General features: G+C 53.0%; 15 protein-coding genes. 6 read left to right on the top strand and 9 right to left on the bottom strand.

Annotated elements, in window-relative coordinates; all coding sequences use genetic code 11:
* Nucleotides 1–96 precede the first annotated feature (96 nt).
* Both SK34_RS21580 and malK read right to left on the bottom strand, forming a co-directional pair.
* Nucleotides 97–1,452 carry a maltoporin gene (locus SK34_RS21580; RefSeq protein WP_003031683.1) on the bottom strand — a complete coding sequence of 452 codons (1,356 nt, stop codon included), beginning with the start codon at nt 1,450–1,452 and terminating at the stop codon, nt 97–99.
* Nucleotides 1,453–1,530: 78 nt separating this feature from the next.
* On the bottom strand, nt 1,531–2,640 hold the full coding sequence (malK, locus tag SK34_RS21585) for a maltose/maltodextrin ABC transporter ATP-binding protein MalK (RefSeq protein WP_003031682.1): 1,110 nt from the start codon (nt 2,638–2,640) through the stop codon (nt 1,531–1,533).
* 360 nt (nt 2,641–3,000) lie between these two features.
* On the opposite strand from malK, the gene malE reads away from it, so the two are divergent.
* The 4 genes from malE to xylE all read left to right on the top strand — a co-directional run bounded on the left by malE (nt 3,001) and on the right by xylE (nt 8,572).
* Nucleotides 3,001–4,191: a maltose/maltodextrin ABC transporter substrate-binding protein MalE gene (gene malE, locus SK34_RS21590; RefSeq protein ID WP_003031680.1), complete on the top strand. Its 1,191-nt coding sequence runs from the start codon at nt 3,001–3,003 to the stop codon at nt 4,189–4,191.
* A 131-nt stretch (nt 4,192–4,322) separates the two neighbouring features.
* Nucleotides 4,323–5,867, top strand: coding sequence for a maltose ABC transporter permease MalF (gene malF, locus SK34_RS21595; protein ID WP_048234153.1), 1,545 nt, complete (start codon nt 4,323–4,325; stop codon nt 5,865–5,867).
* A 14-nt stretch (nt 5,868–5,881) separates the two neighbouring features.
* Nucleotides 5,882–6,772, top strand: coding sequence for a maltose ABC transporter permease MalG (gene malG / locus SK34_RS21600; RefSeq protein ID WP_003031677.1), 891 nt, complete (start codon nt 5,882–5,884; stop codon nt 6,770–6,772).
* Nucleotides 6,773–7,096: 324 nt separating this feature from the next.
* Complete coding sequence (xylE, locus tag SK34_RS21605) at nt 7,097–8,572, top strand: D-xylose transporter XylE (RefSeq protein ID WP_048234154.1); 1,476 nt, start codon at nt 7,097–7,099, stop codon at nt 8,570–8,572.
* A 45-nt stretch (nt 8,573–8,617) separates the two neighbouring features.
* Here xylE and psiE read toward each other — a convergent pair whose 3' ends face one another.
* Entirely contained in the window at nt 8,618–9,028 is a 411-nt protein-coding gene (gene psiE / locus SK34_RS21610) for a phosphate-starvation-inducible protein PsiE (protein WP_003031674.1), read from the bottom strand.
* A gap of 138 nt (nt 9,029–9,166) precedes the next feature.
* Between psiE and SK34_RS21615 the strand changes: the two genes are divergently transcribed.
* On the top strand, nt 9,167–9,619 hold the full coding sequence (locus tag SK34_RS21615; RefSeq protein WP_003031673.1) for an acyltransferase: 453 nt from the start codon (nt 9,167–9,169) through the stop codon (nt 9,617–9,619).
* A 97-nt stretch (nt 9,620–9,716) separates the two neighbouring features.
* On the opposite strand, the gene SK34_RS21620 is transcribed toward SK34_RS21615, so the two are convergent.
* From SK34_RS21620 to pgi, 5 genes are all read right to left on the bottom strand, one after another.
* Nucleotides 9,717–11,813 (bottom strand): YjbH domain-containing protein, encoded by a 2,097-nt coding sequence (locus SK34_RS21620; protein WP_048234155.1) that lies wholly within the window; start codon nt 11,811–11,813, stop codon nt 9,717–9,719.
* On the bottom strand, nt 11,813–12,550 hold the full coding sequence (locus SK34_RS21625) for a capsule biosynthesis GfcC family protein (protein WP_048234156.1): 738 nt from the start codon (nt 12,548–12,550) through the stop codon (nt 11,813–11,815). The genes SK34_RS21620 and SK34_RS21625 overlap by 1 nt, the downstream gene beginning before the upstream one ends.
* Nucleotides 12,547–13,185 (bottom strand): YjbF family lipoprotein, encoded by a 639-nt coding sequence (locus tag SK34_RS21630; RefSeq protein ID WP_032938210.1) that lies wholly within the window; start codon nt 13,183–13,185, stop codon nt 12,547–12,549. The genes SK34_RS21625 and SK34_RS21630 overlap by 4 nt, the downstream gene beginning before the upstream one ends.
* 119 nt (nt 13,186–13,304) lie before the next feature.
* Nucleotides 13,305–13,547 (bottom strand): exopolysaccharide production protein YjbE, encoded by a 243-nt coding sequence (gene yjbE, locus SK34_RS21635; protein ID WP_003826562.1) that lies wholly within the window; start codon nt 13,545–13,547, stop codon nt 13,305–13,307.
* Nucleotides 13,548–13,966: 419 nt separating this feature from the next.
* Nucleotides 13,967–15,616, bottom strand: coding sequence for a glucose-6-phosphate isomerase (pgi, locus tag SK34_RS21640; RefSeq protein WP_003031668.1), 1,650 nt, complete (start codon nt 15,614–15,616; stop codon nt 13,967–13,969).
* 314 nt (nt 15,617–15,930) lie between these two features.
* Between pgi and lysC the strand changes: the two genes are divergently transcribed.
* Nucleotides 15,931–17,280 carry a lysine-sensitive aspartokinase 3 gene (gene lysC / locus SK34_RS21645; RefSeq protein WP_003844704.1) on the top strand — a complete coding sequence of 450 codons (1,350 nt, stop codon included), beginning with the start codon at nt 15,931–15,933 and terminating at the stop codon, nt 17,278–17,280.
* Between the two features lie 42 nt (nt 17,281–17,322).
* Here the strand turns inward: lysC and SK34_RS21650 are convergent, their stop codons facing one another.
* The gene (locus SK34_RS21650; protein WP_048234158.1) at nt 17,323–18,108 is read right to left on the bottom strand and encodes a nucleotidyltransferase domain-containing protein; all 786 of its coding nucleotides are present in this window, start codon (nt 18,106–18,108) and stop codon (nt 17,323–17,325) included.
* Nucleotides 18,109–18,110: the final 2 nt, after the last annotated feature.

Consider the following 18,110-nt stretch of genomic DNA (forward strand, 5'->3'; position numbering starts at 1 on the left):
GCATGGGTTCAGCGGTGGCCAGGCAATAGCGCGCTAAACCGTAATCAAGAGGGGCTGGCGCCCCTCTTTCGGTCTTTACGTCAGGTTAGTGCTGAATTACCACCAGATTTCCATCTGGGCACCGAAGGACCACTCATCGCTGTCGCCACGGCTGGTTGTGCTGATACCAGAGTTGGTTGCAGCAGCGTATTTGGTTACGTCGTTACCATTTTTAACGTAGCCCCACTCTTCATCCCATTTGGCATAGGTTGCAAAGACACGAATTGCCGGGCGGGACCAGATGCTGTCGCCAGCCTGCCACTGTTGCGCCAGGGTGATTTTGTACTGGCTGTTGCGATCGCCAGTTTGCTGAGATTTGACGTTGTCGTAACCGACTTCCAGCAGGGTGCTCATGATCGGTGTCCATTTGTACATCGGACGAATACCGACGGTGTACCATTCGGTCCCCAGGTCGTTATCCATATCGAGGTTCTGGTACATACCGACGTACATCAGATCCCATTTGTCGCCCAGGGAGATTGCACCGTGGTCAAGTACGCGGAACAGGCTACCGTTGTTATTAATAACGTTATTGGCGTAATTCGTTTTACTACCGTCTGGGTTAGTAACGGTGAAGGAGGATGAACCGTAAGACCCTTGGTTCAGACCTTTACCCTGAGTGGTCATAGAATCTGTCGCGTACTGAACAACAAACTTGTTGTAGCCCTTCAGCATGCTCTGGGTATGTTCAGCGGTGAACATCCAACCATCTTTAGATGCGCCGTCTGCCAGGTGGTAATCATCGGTGGTATTCGCACGGCCATAGTCAACGCCCAATTCCAACATCCCATCCGGGTTAGTTGCCAACTGTGCTAAACGAACGTCAAATACGTCGTTGGCGGTGTCTTTGGTACGATCATAGATATTCTGGCTGCTGAAAGCATATGAACCACCCGCTTCCTGTGAACGGCTCGCGGCCAGAGACAGTTTACCGAAGCCCAGATCGATGTTTTCAATACCAGCACCAGGACCTGAAATATCCCAGTAGTAGAAGTCGATCATGTGAACATCATGACGCTGATAGAAGCGCTTACCTGCCCAGATAGTGGAGCCTGGCAGCCATTCAATCAGGTTTTTACCCTGCACGTTGGCTTCACGGAAGGCCGGGTCAGTCCCTTCCCAGTCATTCTGCTGTGCGACGGAATAGGCAACGTTAGTGTCGAAGTAGAAGCTCTTATCGCCCTCTTTCCACACTTCCTGACCTAATTTAATTTCCGCATAGGTTTCACATTCGTTACCCAGACGGTATTTACTTTGGGCGCCGGTTGCCTGGAAACACTGTTGTTCACCGCCGCTACCCGTCCAGCCAATGCCGGAACGTGCATAGCCATGGAAATCCACAGCCATTGCCTGAACAGACATAATGCCTGCCGCCACAGCAACCGCCAGAGGGAGTTTGCGCAGAGTAATCATCGTTCTATCTCCTGAGATCATTGCTTTTCTTTAAACGCTTCACCTTGACGGTTTTGCGCTTTTTTTTAATGGGATACCTTAAACACCCGGCTCTTGATGCAACCGACGACATGCACTGCCATCCTCACGGAACAGATGGCAACGCTCTGGCGGCAGGCCGATAGCGAATGTGGCACCCTCTTCTACCAACACCACGTCGTTCTGGCGGTAAACCAGGTTTTGACGGATGGCGGGGATCTGGATATGAATTTGTGTTTCGTGACCAAGCTGCTCGACCACCTGCACTTCACCTTCGAGAGTGACATCGGCGATATCGCTGGGCAGCAGATGTTCCGGGCGGATACCTAAAGACATGTTGGCGCCAACCTGCACCGCATGGCTGTCTACCGGGAGCCATATTTGCTGGCGGTTAGGCAGTTCAACCTGCACCTGATCGATGGCCGTCCCGGTGACTTTCACCGGCAGGAAGTTCATCTTCGGCGAGCCAATAAACCCGGCAACAAAGCGGTCAGCCGGGTAGTGGTATAGCTCCAGCGGTTTACCGACCTGCGCTACGCGACCGGCATCCAGCACCACAATTTTGTCAGCCAGGGTCATCGCTTCGACCTGATCGTGGGTGACGTAAATCATCGTGCGACCAAGACGTTTATGCAGGCGGGAGATTTCAATACGCATCTGCACGCGCAGCGCGGCGTCGAGGTTTGACAGCGGTTCGTCCAGCAGGAATACACGCGGTTCGGCGACCAGCGTACGGCCAATCGCCACACGCTGACGTTGTCCGCCGGAAAGCGCTTTTGGTTTACGCTCCAGCAGGTGTGCCAGTTGCAGAACTTCCGCAACCTGGTTCACACGCTGGTTCATCACTTCTTTTTTCGCCCCGGCCAGTTTGAGGCCGAATGACATGTTTTCCGCGACAGATAAATGGGGGTATAACGCGTAGGACTGAAAGACCATGCCCACACCGCGTTCGGCGGGCGGAATGTCGTTCATCCGGGTCTCCCCGATAAACAAGTCACCACTGGTGATGGTTTCAAGCCCGGCGATCATACGCAGCAAGGTCGACTTACCACAGCCTGACGGTCCGACAAACACCACGAATTCCCCTTCGTGAATGTCGAGATTGATATCTTTCGATACCACCACGTCACCCCAGGCTTTTGTTACATTTCGCAGCTGTACGCTCGCCATGCCCTTCTCCCTTCGTTACAACCTGTCATCGACAGCAACATTCATGATGGGCTGACTATGCGCGATCACTTGCCTGCGTGAATCCTCCACCCCCCGGCTTTTTTATGGGGGAGGAGGCGGGAGGATGAGAGAGCAGCGTCTGAGACCCGGGCTACCCGCCTCAGAGGAATTTCGTGATGCAGCCTGCAAAAATCGGTGGGTTTTTATGTGCGCCAGTACGCAATACTCACATTTATGTAACACAGATCACATAAAGAGCGGGTGGGGCGTAGGGGTAAGGAGGATGGAAAGAGGTTGTCGTATAAAGAAACTAGTAACCGTTAAGCCACCTCTGCAAAATCACCAAACAGGATGGGAACTATGAAAATCAAAACTGGCGCACGCATCCTCGCATTGTCTGCATTAACGACGATGATGTTTTCCGCCTCGGCTCTCGCCAAGATTGAAGAAGGTAAGCTGGTTATCTGGATTAACGGCGACAAAGGCTATAACGGCCTCGCTGAAGTGGGCAAAAAATTCGAGAAAGACACCGGGATCAAAGTCACTATTGAGCACCCGGACAAACTGGAAGAGAAATTCCCGCAGGTTGCCGCGACCGGCGACGGCCCGGACATCATCTTCTGGGCTCATGACCGTTTTGGCGGTTACGCTCAGTCTGGCCTGCTGGCTGAAATCACGCCTGACAAAGCGTTCCAGGACAAACTCTATCCGTTCACCTGGGATGCCGTACGCTATAACGGCAAACTGATTGCCTACCCGATCGCGGTTGAAGCGCTGTCGCTGATTTACAACAAAGACCTCGTGCCAAACCCACCGAAAACCTGGGAAGAAATTCCTGCACTGGATAAAGAGCTGAAGGCGAAAGGTAAATCCGCGCTGATGTTCAACCTGCAAGAGCCGTACTTCACCTGGCCGCTGATTGCCGCCGACGGCGGTTACGCATTCAAGTTTGAAAACGGCAAGTACGATGTGAAAGACGTGGGCGTGGATAACGCCGGCGCGAAAGCGGGTCTGACCTTCCTGGTTGACCTGATCAAGAACAAACACATGAACGCGGATACCGATTACTCCATCGCCGAAGCGGCCTTTAACAAGGGCGATACCGCGATGACCATCAACGGTCCGTGGGCGTGGTCCAATATCGACAAGAGCAAAATCAACTACGGCGTCACGCTGCTGCCAACCTTCAAAGGTAAAGCGTCTAAACCATTTGTTGGCGTTCTGAGCGCCGGTATCAACGCCGCCAGCCCGAACAAAGAACTGGCGAAAGAGTTCCTCGAAAACTACCTGCTGACCGATCAGGGTCTGGATGAAGTGAACAAGGACAAGCCGCTGGGCGCCGTTGCGCTGAAATCCTTCCAGGATCAGTTAGCAAAAGACCCACGCATCGCCGCCACCATGGATAACGCCCAGAAAGGCGAAATCATGCCGAACATCCCACAGATGTCCGCATTCTGGTATGCCGTTCGTACCGCAGTGATCAACGCAGCCAGCGGCCGTCAGACCGTCGATGCCGCGCTGAAAGATGCACAAGGTCGTATCACCAAGTAATGCTGTAGCACACGTGCCGGATGGCGGCATAAATGCCTTATCCGGCCTACAACACACCGTAGGCCTGATAAGCGCAGCGCCATCAGGCACGCTGACCAACAGGTTTTCATTGTTGTTGAGGATTGAACCCCATGGATGTCATTAAAAAGAAACACTGGTGGCAAAGCGACACGCTGAAATGGTCAGTGATGGGTCTGCTTGGGCTGCTGGTCGGTTACCTTGTTGTTTTGATGTACGCTCAGGGGGAGTACCTGTTTGCCATCATGACGCTGATTTTAAGCTCTGCTGGCCTGTATATTTTCGCTAACCGTAAAGCCTATGCCTGGCGCTATGTTTACCCGGGCGTTGCCGGTATGGGGCTGTTTGTCCTGTTTCCGCTGATTTGTACGATCGCCATTGCCTTTACCAACTACAGCAGTACTAACCAACTGACCTTTGAACGTGCTCAGGAAGTCCTGATGGATCGTTCGTATCAGGCTGGGAAAACCTACAACTTTGGCCTGTATCCGGCGGGTGATGAGTGGCAATTGGCTCTCACCGACGGTGAAACCGGCAAGAATTATGTTTCCGACGCCTTCAAATTTGGCGGCGAACAGAAACTGCAACTGAAAGAAACGGATGCTTTGCCAGCGGGCGAGCGTGGGACGCTGCGCATCATCACGCAGAATCGCCAGGCGCTGAACCAACTGACCGCCATCCTGCCGGATGAAAGCAAAGTGATTATGAGCTCGTTGCGCCAGTTCTCCGGCACGCAGCCACTTTATACGCTCGCTGATGACGGTACGCTCACCAACAACCAGAGCGGCGTAAAATACCGCGCCAATAACGATATTGGTTATTATCAGGCGATTAACGCTGACGGTAGCTGGGGTAGCGAAAAACTCAGTCCAGGCTATACCGTTGCCATCGGCTGGGATAACTTCACTCGCGTGTTTACCGACGAAGGCATCCAGAAACCGTTCTTCGCCATCTTTGTCTGGACGGTGGTCTTCTCCGTTCTGACCGTGATCCTCACCGTTGCTGTGGGGATGGTGCTGGCCTGTCTCGTACAGTGGGAGTCTCTCAAAGGCAAAGCGATTTACCGTGTCCTGTTGATTCTTCCGTATGCCGTACCGTCGTTTATCTCGATTCTGATTTTTAAGGGCTTATTCAACCAGAGCTTTGGTGAAATCAACATGATGCTGAGCGCACTGTTTGGCATCAAACCGGCCTGGTTCAGCGACCCAACCACCGCGCGTTCGATGATTATTATCGTCAACACCTGGCTCGGTTATCCATACATGATGATCCTGTGCATGGGTCTGCTGAAAGCGATTCCTGACGATCTGTATGAAGCCTCGGCGATGGATGGTGCAGGTCCGTTCCAGGACTTCTTTAAGATAACGCTACCGCTGCTGATTAAGCCGCTGACACCGCTGATGATCGCCAGCTTCGCCTTTAACTTTAACAACTTCGTGCTGATTCAGCTGTTGACCAACGGTGGCCCGGACCGACTCGGCACCACCACGCCAGCCGGTTATACCGACCTGCTCGTGAGCTACACCTACCGTATCGCCTTTGAAGGCGGCGGTGGTCAGGACTTCGGTCTGGCGGCGGCGATTGCCACGCTGATCTTCCTGCTGGTGGGTGCGCTGGCGATTGTGAACCTGAAAGCCACACGTATGAAGTTTGATTAAGGGAGACAACGAACATGGCTATGGTACAACCCAAATCTCAGAAACTGCGTCTCTTAACAACGCACCTGCTGCTGCTGATTTTCATCGCGGCGATCATGTTCCCGTTGCTGATGGTTATCGCTATCTCGCTGCGCGAAGGTAACTTTGCTACCGGCAGTTTGATCCCGGAAAACATCTCCTGGGAACACTGGAAACTGGCGCTGGGCTTTAGCGTTGAACACGCGGATGGCCGCGTGACGCCACCGCCGTTCCCGGTATTGTTATGGCTGTGGAACTCGGTGAAAGTGGCCAGCATTACCGCGATCGGTATCGTGACGCTTTCCACCACCTGTGCTTACGCCTTTGCCCGTATGCGTTTCCCGGGCAAAGCAACCCTGCTTAAAGGGATGCTGATTTTCCAGATGTTCCCGGCGGTGCTGTCTCTGGTCGCGTTGTATGCTTTGTTTGACCGCCTGGGTCAGTACATTCCGTTTATCGGCCTGAACACGCACGGCGGCGTGATCTTCGCCTATCTTGGCGGTATTGCGCTGCATGTATGGACGATTAAGGGTTATTTCGAAACCATCGACGGTTCGCTGGAAGAAGCGGCCGCGCTGGATGGCGCAACGCCGTGGCAGGCATTCCGCCTGGTGCTGCTACCACTTTCCGTTCCGATTCTGGCGGTCGTGTTTATTCTGTCTTTCATTGCCGCTATTACCGAAGTACCGGTCGCGTCACTGCTGCTGCGTGATGTGAACAGCTATACCCTCGCGGTAGGTATGCAGCAGTACCTCAATCCACAGAACTATTTGTGGGGCGACTTTGCCGCCGCAGCTGTACTTTCAGCCATTCCGATCACTCTGGTGTTCTTGCTGGCGCAGCGCTGGCTGGTCAACGGACTGACGGCAGGTGGTGTGAAAGGTTAAGTTTTACCGAAGTAACTGCCCGGCAACGGGCAATGCCACTGCAACCCTCAACTTATGTTATCCCAACCTGTGACTGTTATTCGGCGCTCTACGGAGCGCCCTTTTTTTATGTTATTTTGTATTACGCTTACGATTATTTCCTTTCGTGCGCCCCATCACTGCAATTCTATTTTGCACCCGAACGCAATAAAATTAAACAGAATTAAGATCACAGAAAAGACAAAACGTAATTGCAATGTAAAAAATGATAATTGTCTTCCCTGCCTGTTAAATTCAACATCACGGCACTGATCAAAAGAGCTGTATCCTCTAAGGCAGGTCTGAATGAACACTCAATATAATTCCAGTTATATTTTTTCGATTACATTAGTGGCAACATTAGGAGGGCTATTATTCGGCTACGACACTGCAGTCATATCCGGAACGGTAGAGTCCTTAAATACCGTATTTGTCGCCCCACAACACTTAAGTGAATCTGCCGCCAACTCGCTGTTGGGCTTTTGCGTCGCCAGTGCGTTGATTGGCTGCATCATCGGCGGTGCGTTGGGCGGCTATTGCAGTAACCGATTTGGCCGCCGGGACTCGCTGAAAATCGCGGCGCTGCTGTTCTTTATTTCTGGTATTGGTTCCGCCTGGCCGGAACTAGGCTTTACAACTATTAATCCAGATAACGCCGTACCCGTTTATTTAGCCGGATACGTTCCCGAATTTGTTATTTATCGTATCATTGGGGGTATTGGGGTAGGTTTAGCTTCAATGCTCTCACCAATGTATATTGCTGAACTGGCACCCGCGCACATTCGTGGGAAACTGGTGTCATTTAACCAATTCGCCATTATTTTTGGTCAACTGTTAGTGTATTGCGTTAACTATTTTATCGCCCGTTCGGGTGATGCGAACTGGCTGAATACCGATGGCTGGCGCTATATGTTTGCGTCCGAAAGTATTCCCGCTCTGCTGTTTTTACTGCTGCTGTACACCGTACCAGAAAGCCCGCGCTGGCTGATGGCGCGTGGCAGACACGAACAAGCGGAAGGTATTCTGCGCAAAATTATGAGCAGTACCCTCGCCACCCAGGCCATGCAGGAGATCAATCACTCTCTGGAACATGGTCGTAAAACCGGTGGTCGCCTACTGATGTTTGGCGCAGGCGTTATCGTCATCGGCGTAATGCTGTCTATCTTCCAGCAATTCGTCGGTATTAACGTCGTGCTCTACTACGCCCCGGAGGTGTTTAAAACGCTGGGAGCCAGCACCGACGTGGCCTTGTTACAGACCATTATTGTTGGCGTGATCAACCTGAGCTTCACCGTGCTGGCTATCATGACGGTGGATAAATTTGGTCGCAAACCACTGCAGATTATTGGCGCTCTGGGCATGGCCATCGGTATGTTCAGTCTCGGTACCGCGTTTTATACCCAGGCTTCCGGGCTGGTTGCTCTGCTGTCGATGCTGTTTTACGTCGCCGCATTCGCCATGTCCTGGGGACCAGTTTGTTGGGTGCTGCTGGCCGAAATCTTCCCGAACGCGATTCGTGGCAAAGCGCTCGCCATTGCCGTTGCAGCTCAATGGCTGGCGAACTACTTCGTCTCCTGGACCTTCCCGATGATGGACAAAAATTCGTGGCTGGTTTCCCATTTCCACAACGGTTTCTCCTACTGGATTTACGGTTGCATGGGCATTCTGGCCGCGCTGTTTATGTGGAAGTTTGTGCCGGAAACCAAAGGCAAAACGCTGGAAGAACTTGAAGAACTGTGGGAACCCTCCGCAGAGAAAACCCAGCCTGCCTCTGCGCAGTAATCCTGACCTGCAACACGCCGCAGCCCGATTGCGGCGTGTTGTCTTTTACTCTCGCTTCAGCCGTTTGGAATTACACAGCCACAGGGTGATCACCAGCAGCAGGATCGCTGCAGAATAGATCAGCACATCCATCGGCGCTTTATGATCGACAATGATCAACCGCACAATCGCAGTGATCCCGATATAGACAAAGTAGCGCAACGGAAAGTGAAACCCTGACTGAAAGTACTTCACAATCAACGCGATAAATTCAAAGTAGAGGAAGTAAACCACCAGCCCTTCCACCAGCTCATACTTGCTGGTTTGTTCCGGCGCGAACAGCACGTCCGCCAGATGCAGCGTTTCTTTCCCGAGGAATACAACCAGGATCAGGCCCAGACTCAGCAGTCCCAGATTCAACACGGTCTGTAAAATAGTGGAGATAAACTCCACGCGCGGACGAGATAGCGACGTCATAGCAGCACCTCTTACTCAGTGGCGAGGTTCCTGTATAACGCAAAAATGTGACAGAGATCTACATTTTTTGTTTATATTTTGTGCAAGAAAGGTCAACGGAGAATGATGAATGCCACGATACATTTCACAGGATGAATTATGCAGCTAAGACAATCCGCTGTCCGCAACGTTACCTGCGGTGAGAACGTGGTGATTTATGAACCTGCCAATCTCTACGATTGCACATTGGGAGACAACGTTTTTGTCGGACCATTTGTTGAAATCCAGGGCAACACACAGATTGGCGCAGACAGCAAAATTCAGTCGCACACCTTCATCTGCGAATATGTCACCCTCGGCGCCCGCTGTTTTATCGGTCATGGCGTGATGTTCGCCAACGATATGTTCCGCGAAGGAAAACCCAACGCCGACCGCAACAGTTGGGGAAGAATTACGATTGGCGACGATGTTTCGATCGGCAGCGGGGCGACCATTCTGGCGGTCACTGTCTGCGATGGCGCGGTCATCGGCGCAGGAAGCGTAGTGACCAAATCAATCACCGAGAAAGGCGTGTACGCGGGAAACCCGGCAAAATTATTGCGTCGCCTGTAACTTCCCTGATGACGGCGTAAATACCTTATCCGGCCTGCAATACAGGCTCTTTGTAGGCCGGATAAGCGTAGCGCCATCCGGCTGGCAAACGGCTCGATTACCGAAAATTCACGCTGCGATCGCTGGTCATATCGTACAGACCAAACTTACGCCCAAGCTGCTGACCGCCATCACGTGTTAACGGCGTCCAGCCAATCGCCGCACGGCTGCGGGTCGGACCAGACGAGAACAGATCCAGCGGCACGGAAACGTACACCCCTTTAGTAAAATCACCCTCGCCATACTCATCCGGCGAGGCGTTAGTGATAGTCGCATAACCACCCACCACGACACCGCTGTCGAAGCGTTTGGCGATCTCCAACGTTCCGCCCTTATCCCCGGCCAGATACTGACCCACGCTGGCTTTCACCAGCACATCCTGGGCGAAAGAAGGATTCCAGTACGCGGTCAAATGCCCGGTCTTCACGCTGTAGTCGGTGAATTTCATCATGTCCTGCGCGCTACGCCAGTCACGCTGTTTCACGTAGTTGGCATCAACACCAAACGCCCAGTTGCTGTCCAGCGGGCGATACAGCACTTCTGCCCCCGCCCCGCCGTACATGGTCTCCAGATAGCCGCCGTAAACCTGTCCGTAAAAGCCGTTGCCGAGTGACTGGAAGTAGTTGGCCTGCAGGTTATTCACGTAAACATCGTTTTGCACGTAGTCACGTACATGGGTACGCACACGCGGCAAATGCGAATCCTGCGGCGGGTTGGTGTAGTTAAACTTGTCATAGTTATTGGCGAGGTTGGCGAACAAACTCCCGGTGGTCAGCAGATGATCGGTCACCCACCAATCCGCCGTACCCATCACGCCCAACTGATACATATAGAAGTTTTCCGGGCCGCCCACCGACTGGTTAAGCACCGGATCGATGTGGAAATCGAAGCGCGACTTATCTATATACCAGCCCTGCTCGGTCGTTTTCGGCACCACCGGCTCCACGCGTTTTTGCGCCAGCTGAGTCTCATGGCCCAACGGCTCGCCTTCCAGATGGCGCTTGAGGCTGGAAACCTCTGTTTCGGTCGTCACCTGCGGCAAGTTAAGACGATTTTCCGTAATACGGATCGTGCGGATCCCGTCAGGAAGATCGTTCATCACGATCCGGTTGGCACGCTCGATCCCCTCGCGTGAATCACGGTATTTCACCTGTTCGCCTGTTACATACAGCGTATCGCCCTGCACCTGGATTTTAGGATCAGCCAGCCCGGCATTGTATTTCAGCAGCGTTAGCTGATTCGCCACCACCGAATGTTGCAGGATGGCATCCTGCGGCTGCGGCTGATATTTCGGGCGGGCGTTATCGTTATAGTTTGGTCGCAAATCGTTGAAGTTAGTCCGCAGCGTGAACCCAAACATAAAGGTGTTCCCGCGCTCATAGCTGAGGTTAACGTCGGCCCAATCGGTGACGCGATAAATAGCGCCGACGTTAAACTTGCTCTTCTGATCCAGCTTGCCCGCGAAATCCTGCTGGTAATTATTACCCTCATACTCCAGTTTCAGACGCAGCGGCTGCCAGGGTGTCTGATATTCCACGCCGCCAAACAGCGATGCCGGGCCGTGGAACATCTGGCTGCCGTCAATGGAACCCGCCTGCTTGTAACTGTTATCGCGATGACAGAATTTATCGCTGTATGAGCAAAACGGATTGCTGACGTTGCCGCTGGTCCCGAGGTATCCCCAGCCAAGACCGAGTGAGAAATCAAACGGTCCCCAGGCTTTGTTTGCCACAATATACTCCGCATCGAACAGGCCCGTTCCGCCAATATCGCGCGCACCTACCGCCACCTGCGGCATCCAGTAGCTCTCTTCCCACAGACGTAGTTTGAGATCAAAAGCTTTATCCTTGTATGTCTGATCGCCAGAAAACGACTCGACGCTGCTGTATTTTTTAGTACGCACATCGGTGTAGCGCAGCGTGGTTTCCAGCCACGGGAACAGTTGTACCGACGCAGAGTAATAGCGGTACTGATCGTTATCGCGGTAGTTAAGGCTCATTTCGCCCTCACGCGCCATGCGTGCGGTTGGGGTTTGCAGCAGCCCCACGCCGCCAAAATCGGACTGGGAAGGACCAATCGGCGCAGGATACGTTTCACCGTGACAGGCCGCACTGATACCCAGCGCCAACAGGCTGAGCAGATAAGTTTTTCTCATTATTCGGGTATCCGCTGGGTCAGGGTGCGAAGAATGTCGGCATTGATTTCATCCGGGGTGCTGCTCCAGACAGAGTCCGACAACCCGACAAAAATGATGCTGCCGGGCATCGGCTCAATGTGACGTTTGTTCCAGTAGGCGACCGGTACTTTTTGTGTGCGTCCGTTGGGATAGACAACCCAGGCGTAGCTACGATCCGCGCCGCTGAGCCGATGCTGCCCATCGAGATAGCTGGCAACATCACGTCCGGGTATAAACAGCTGTTTACCCGTGTGGCTTAGCAAACCCAACAGCGTGATATCCGTGGGCTGCGGTCCGACCCACAGTGTGTAATTACCCTGCAACGGCGGGTTGCCTGGCTCACTGGTACGCACTACATCCGGGTCGAGATTAATCGTCTGTCTACCGGCCACCTTCAGCGCCTGAATTTGCTGGCGTAATGCGTTGATAGCGCCAGCATCCTCACCGCTTGCTTCAGCGCTCAACGTCGCCAGACGAGCCAGTAATGCCTGCTGCTGACGTTGTGCCTCAGTTGTTGCCCGCTCTTCGCTGATAACCGCGCCTGGCCACCAGCTATTGCTTAACCGCGGCTGTCCAACCAGGTCGAGCAGATGTTCAGCACCGGTCAGCATTTTTGCTTCTGTGCTACCTGTCGTAATCACTTTTACGCTGCCCGCAGCAAAAACAGATGCCGCGCACAGGCTGAATGTCAGCGCAGTAATCATTTGTTTCATCATGGTTTTGCCGCCTTAATCAGCGTGGTTTTCACCGGGAAGAAACCTGCGCCAAGATACTGTTCCGACTGGCGAATCATGCCGTCACTGTCTACCCAGTAGCGGTTATGCCAGCGCGTTTGATCGGTGGTGACCTCTTCATCAAGGATCCGTACCGGCGTGTTATCGCTGCCGACTTTGATGGTGTCTGCGCCATCCCATGTGAAAACCGAGCGCGCGGTGGCATAGCGTACCTGCTGATGTTCAGTCCAGCCCATCGTGCGGGTCCACGTTGTGCCGTCGACTATCTGATTTGGCTTGATGAGCGGGTCTGTCGCCAGATTATTCACCTCGATTAGGTTGTCCCCGCCAAGGTGCGTTTTCACAATGCGCCCATGCTGCGTGACGAGAATAGCCCGATCCTGAGTCACCCATTTCTGCTGTCCGTTTTCTGCAAACGCGAGTACCACAAACAGTTGGGGACCGCCGTTGAGCTGCATGTACTGGCTGGCGTAAGGCATGTTTTGAATTTCATCGTCCGTCATCTGTACGCCGGGAGTACCAAACACGCTATCCCACAGCGAATGACCCAGCCCTTCGGTAGTGGCTGAGCACGCCTGCAGTAGCAGGCAAACCATTATGATCGCTGGTCGCTTCACGACGTTTCTCCGCATTATTGCCGGGTGGCGCGACGCTTACCCGGCCTACAAATCCCACAGACTTTTGGCAATTCCAAAATAACCACACCGAAGTGTGGTTAGAATTAAACGTACCTTTATTACTGGGTACTGGTGGTTGTGGTAGTTGTGGTTCCGGTATTAGAACCATCGCCGCCGCCGGTCGCCGCCAGGGCAACCCCCACCGCAGAACTTACGGTGCTCACGCTGGTTGCGGAGGAACTTCCTGCCGAAACCGACGCAGCAGCCGACCCTGCAGCCTCACCCACCTGAACGGGGGCGGCATAGACAGAGGTCGCCGCAAGCGCAGATATAGCCCAAAGGCCATACAGAACTTTTTTCATCACAAATTCCCTTCATTGTATGAATGGAGATTTACCCAAAAGAATTTCGGGCGAGATCGAGTATACACAAGCGAAGTTTGTAAATTAGGTCGAGAGAGAATTTAGGACAATTAGATAACGAGAGAAAATATGATTAACAACAAATAATAAAAACAAATTAATTCAAAGAGTTAAAATATCATAATAAAAACACAATACCCGGTAAATCTGAAAATATCAGAAACAGGATAACGTTGAATAAATTATTTTAGGATTAAGCTCAATTAAAGAGTGAAGTAAAAACGTAGATATCCTGGAGTAATCTTATAAAAAAGCCGATATTAATATCGGCTTTTTTATTTCATTAATGCCGGATGGCGGCGAAACGCATTATCCGGCCTACAGGATATGTGCCTGTAGGCCGGATAAGCGCAGCGCCATCAGGCGCGCCAGGCTTTGTAACGGTTAATCAACCCATTAGTAGAAACATCATGGGAAGAAACAGTTTTATCATCGTTCAGCTCTGGCAGAATGCGGTTCGCCAGCTGTTTGCCCAGCTCAACGCCCCACTGGTCAAAGGTGAAGATGTTCAGGATCGCGCCCTGAGTGAAGATTTTGTGTTCGTACAGCGCAATCAGCGCACCCAGGCTGAACGGCGTGATTTCGCGCAGCAGGATGGAGTTCGTTGGACGGTTACCTTCGAACACTTTGAACGGCACAACGTGCTCAAGCGTAGCCGGATCTTTACCCTGGTCGCGATATTCCTGCTCAACCACTTCGCGAGATTTACCAAAAGCCAGCGCTTCGGTTTGCGCGAAGAAGTTAGACAGCAGTTTCGGATGGTGATCCGACAGCGGGTTGTGGGTGATTGCCGGCGCGATGAAATCGCACGGCACCATTTTGGTACCCTGGTGGATCAGCTGGTAGAACGCATGCTGGCCGTTAGTACCCGGCTCACCCCAGATGATTGGGCCAGTCTGGTAATCCACCGCATTGCCGTTACGGTCAACGTATTTACCGTTGGATTCCATGTTGCCCTGCTGGAAGTAGGCCGCGAAACGGTGCATATACTGGTCATACGGCAGAATCGCTTCGGTTTCGGCACCGAAGAAGTTGTTGTACCAGATACCGATCAGCGCCAGCAGCACCGGCAGGTTTTTCTCAGCCGGGGTGGTGGAGAAGTGTTTGTCCATCGCATGCGCGCCGGAGAGTAGCTCAACAAAGTTGTCGAAGCCTACGGACAGGATGATGGACAGACCGATTGCAGACCACAGGGAGTAACGACCGCCAACCCAGTCCCAGAACTCGAACATATTGGCTGTATCAATACCAAACTCGCCAACCGCTTTACCGTTAGTGGAAAGCGCTGCGAAGTGTTTGGCTACGTGCTTGTTGTCGCCAGCGGTCGCCAGGAACCAGTCGCGCGCGCTGTGGGCGTTGGTCATGGTTTCCTGGGTGGTGAAGGTTTTGGAAGCGACCAGGAACAGCGTGGTTTCCGGATTCACTTTCTTCAGCACTTCGGCAATGTGCGTACCATCGACGTTAGACACAAAGTGCATGTTCAGGTGATTTTTATACGGACGCAGCGCTTCGGTCACCATGAACGGGCCAAGGTCAGAACCGCCGATACCGATGTTTACTACATCAGTGATGGCTTTGCCGGTATAGCCTTTCCAGCTCCCGGAGATGATCGCTTCAGAGAAAGATTTCATCTTCTCCAGTACCGCATTCACTTCCGGCATCACATCTTTGCCGTCAACGATGATCGGCGTATTGCTACGGTTACGCAGCGCCACGTGCAGCACGGCACGGTCTTCAGTACGGTTGATTTTCTCACCGGAGAACATGGACTTGATGGCACCCGCCAAATCGGTTTCTTTCGCCAGATCCTGCAGTTTAGCCAGCGTCTCTTCAGTGATGCGGTTTTTGGAGAAATCCACCAGCATCAGATCGTCAAACGTCGCGGAAAACTTAGTGAAACGATCGCTATCTTTCGCGAAAAGATCCGCGATAGTAACGTCTTTCATTTCTTCAAAGTGTTTTTGTAGTGCCTGCCAGGCTGAGGTCTGCGTTGGATTGATGTTTTTCATTAGCAATACTCTTCTGATTTTGAGAATTGTGACTGAGATCGATTGTAACGCCAGTCACAGAAAAGTGTGATTGTTTTAATGCCATTGCCAGGGCATCCGCCAAACGTGGCTAAAAAGTATAGCGGTTATCAGCGTTGTTATTAGTACCGTTACTCAACGCAGTTGCAGCATGAAAAATCCGCATAATCCCAGCGTTGACAGTGCAAGCTACACATTTTATTTATAAATACGGTATTTGCATTTGCGCCTGCACCGGTTTTCGTTCTGCCTTATGTGCCATGGTCGCTCTATTCATTCCCTGACACGAGGTAGTTATGACTGATGTAGTTGTCTCCAAGTTTGGTGGTACCAGCGTGGCGGATTTTGATGCCATGAATCGCAGCGCTGATGTAGTGCTTTCTGATGCTAACGTCCGTGTGGTGGTACTTTCCGCTTCTGCGGGAATCACCAACCTGCTGGTCGCACTGGCTGAAGGGCTGGAGCCAACCGCGCGCTTCGAAAAACTCGATGCCATTCGTCAAATTCAGTTCAATATTCTGGAACGCCTGCGTTATCCAAACGTGATCCGTGAAGAGATCGAACGTCTGCTGGAAAACATCACCACACTGGCAGAAGCGGCGTCACTGGCGACCTCAACCGCGCTGACCGACGAACTGGTCAGCCACGGTGAACTGATGTCTACCCTGCTGTTCGTCGAGATCCTGCGTGAACGCAACGTGCAAGCGCAGTGGTTTGACGTGCGTAAAGTGATGCGCACCAACGATCGTTTTGGTCGTGCAGAACCCGACGTCACGGCGCTGGCTGAACTGGCAACGCTCCAGTTGGCCCCGCGTCTGAGCGAAGGTCTGGTGATTACTCAGGGCTTTATCGGCAGTGAAGGCAAGGGCCGCACCACCACGCTGGGACGCGGCGGCAGCGATTATACCGCCGCCTTACTGGCAGAAGCCCTACACGCAACGCGCGTTGATATCTGGACCGACGTTCCCGGCATCTACACTACCGATCCGCGCGTGGTTCCGGCTGCGCAGCGTATTGATGAAATCGCCTTTGAAGAGGCCGCGGAAATGGCGACCTTTGGCGCGAAAGTACTGCATCCGGCAACCCTGTTGCCAGCCGTACGTAGCGATATTCCGGTGTTTGTGGGCTCCAGTAAGGATCCAAAAGCAGGCGGTACGCTGGTCTGCAATAAAACCGCGAATCCACCGCTGTTCCGGGCGCTGGCATTACGCCGTAAGCAGACGCTGCTGACGCTGCATAGCCTGAATATGCTGCACTCTCGCGGCTTTTTGGCGGAAGTGTTCGGCATCCTGGCACGCCACAATATCTCGGTCGATTTAATCACCACATCCGAAGTCAGCGTCGCGCTGACTCTGGATACCACCGGTTCAACGTCCACCGGCGATACACTGTTAACACAGTCTCTGCTGATGGAACTGTCTGCCCTGTGTCGGGTTGAAGTGGAAGAAGGCCTGGCGCTGGTGGCGTTGATTGGCAACGACCTGTCCAAAGCCTGCGGCGTGGGTAAAGAGGTGTTCGGCGTACTGGAGCCGTTCAATATTCGGATGATTTGCTATGGCGCGTCCAGCCATAACCTGTGCTTCCTGGTACCCGGTGCTGAAGCCGAGCAGGTGGTACAGAAGCTACACCATAATTTGTTTGAATAAGTAGACGTCAACGCCCGATGGTTCTTAGGCCATCGGGCATTTTCACCGCATCACCGTGCCATATAGCAGCCTGTCCAATTCCCTCACATCCCCTTCCCGGCTGTCTGGTAAGGTTGGCGGGATTTCTCCTCTCTCCAGTTCGGCGCGGATAAACGCATGTAACAATGGACGACGCGGACCATACTCAGCCTCACCTGACCGCTGTTTGCGCGCCAGCAATTCGTCGATTTCCTGACGCAATGGCGCATCCAGTTCACTTCCCGCCAGCAGGTCGGCAAAACGCATCGGCGGTACGCCCTTGCCCGCTTCCACCCAACGCACCGCCAACAGGGGTCGCAGAACGTAGAAGTACTTCTTCAATCGCACGTCGTCACCTTGCAGATAGCCACGGAAGTTTTTCCGCGCCATCGAGTAGTAGTGCCAGCGGGCACGTAGCGGAGAAAACCATTTGGGCACCAACGCTTTCAGCGCCGAAACGGTCACTTCATCCTGCTGATAGACAACTGGCGAATCCAGCCACTCGATAAGCGTCGGGTTTGCGCCTTTGAGTAACCCCAGCGCCTTGCGCCATTCCCAGCCGCACACGTCCAGCTCATCATCTATCGGCAGCTCGATAACATCGCGAGGCGCTTCGACCCGCAGATACCATTCAGGGGGATGAACATAGAGAAATCGCACGTCGTAGTCGCTGTCCGGCGAGGCAAATCCCCAGCCACGGCTGCCGGATTCACAGGCATACAGCACCCTGACGCCATAACGCTGCTCAACCTCTTTTAGCTGGCGCAATACCCTTTCACGCATTGCGCTGTCCACTGTGTTGTCGCTCATTA

This window comes from Citrobacter sp. MGH104 (assembly GCF_001034485.1).
GTDB lineage: Bacteria > Pseudomonadota > Gammaproteobacteria > Enterobacterales > Enterobacteriaceae > Citrobacter > Citrobacter freundii.

Excerpts from the sequence above, each read along its gene's own strand:
- SK34_RS21580 (WP_003031683.1), bottom strand. The coding sequence starts at position 1,452 with ATGATTACTCTGCGCAAACTCCCTCTGGCGGTTGCTGTGGCGGCAGGC.
- malK (WP_003031682.1), bottom strand. The coding sequence starts at position 2,640 with ATGGCGAGCGTACAGCTGCGAAATGTAACAAAAGCCTGGGGTGACGTG.
- malE (WP_003031680.1), top strand. The coding sequence starts at position 3,001 with ATGAAAATCAAAACTGGCGCACGCATCCTCGCATTGTCTGCATTAACG.
- malF (WP_048234153.1), top strand. The coding sequence starts at position 4,323 with ATGGATGTCATTAAAAAGAAACACTGGTGGCAAAGCGACACGCTGAAA.
- malG (WP_003031677.1), top strand. The coding sequence starts at position 5,882 with ATGGCTATGGTACAACCCAAATCTCAGAAACTGCGTCTCTTAACAACG.
- xylE (WP_048234154.1), top strand. The coding sequence starts at position 7,097 with ATGAACACTCAATATAATTCCAGTTATATTTTTTCGATTACATTAGTG.
- psiE (WP_003031674.1), bottom strand. The coding sequence starts at position 9,028 with ATGACGTCGCTATCTCGTCCGCGCGTGGAGTTTATCTCCACTATTTTA.
- SK34_RS21615 (WP_003031673.1), top strand. The coding sequence starts at position 9,167 with ATGCAGCTAAGACAATCCGCTGTCCGCAACGTTACCTGCGGTGAGAAC.
- SK34_RS21620 (WP_048234155.1), bottom strand. The coding sequence starts at position 11,813 with ATGAGAAAAACTTATCTGCTCAGCCTGTTGGCGCTGGGTATCAGTGCG.
- SK34_RS21625 (WP_048234156.1), bottom strand. The coding sequence starts at position 12,550 with ATGATGAAACAAATGATTACTGCGCTGACATTCAGCCTGTGCGCGGCA.
- yjbE (WP_003826562.1), bottom strand. The coding sequence starts at position 13,547 with ATGAAAAAAGTTCTGTATGGCCTTTGGGCTATATCTGCGCTTGCGGCG.
- pgi (WP_003031668.1), bottom strand. The coding sequence starts at position 15,616 with ATGAAAAACATCAATCCAACGCAGACCTCAGCCTGGCAGGCACTACAA.
- lysC (WP_003844704.1), top strand. The coding sequence starts at position 15,931 with ATGACTGATGTAGTTGTCTCCAAGTTTGGTGGTACCAGCGTGGCGGAT.
- SK34_RS21650 (WP_048234158.1), bottom strand. The coding sequence starts at position 18,108 with ATGAGCGACAACACAGTGGACAGCGCAATGCGTGAAAGGGTATTGCGC.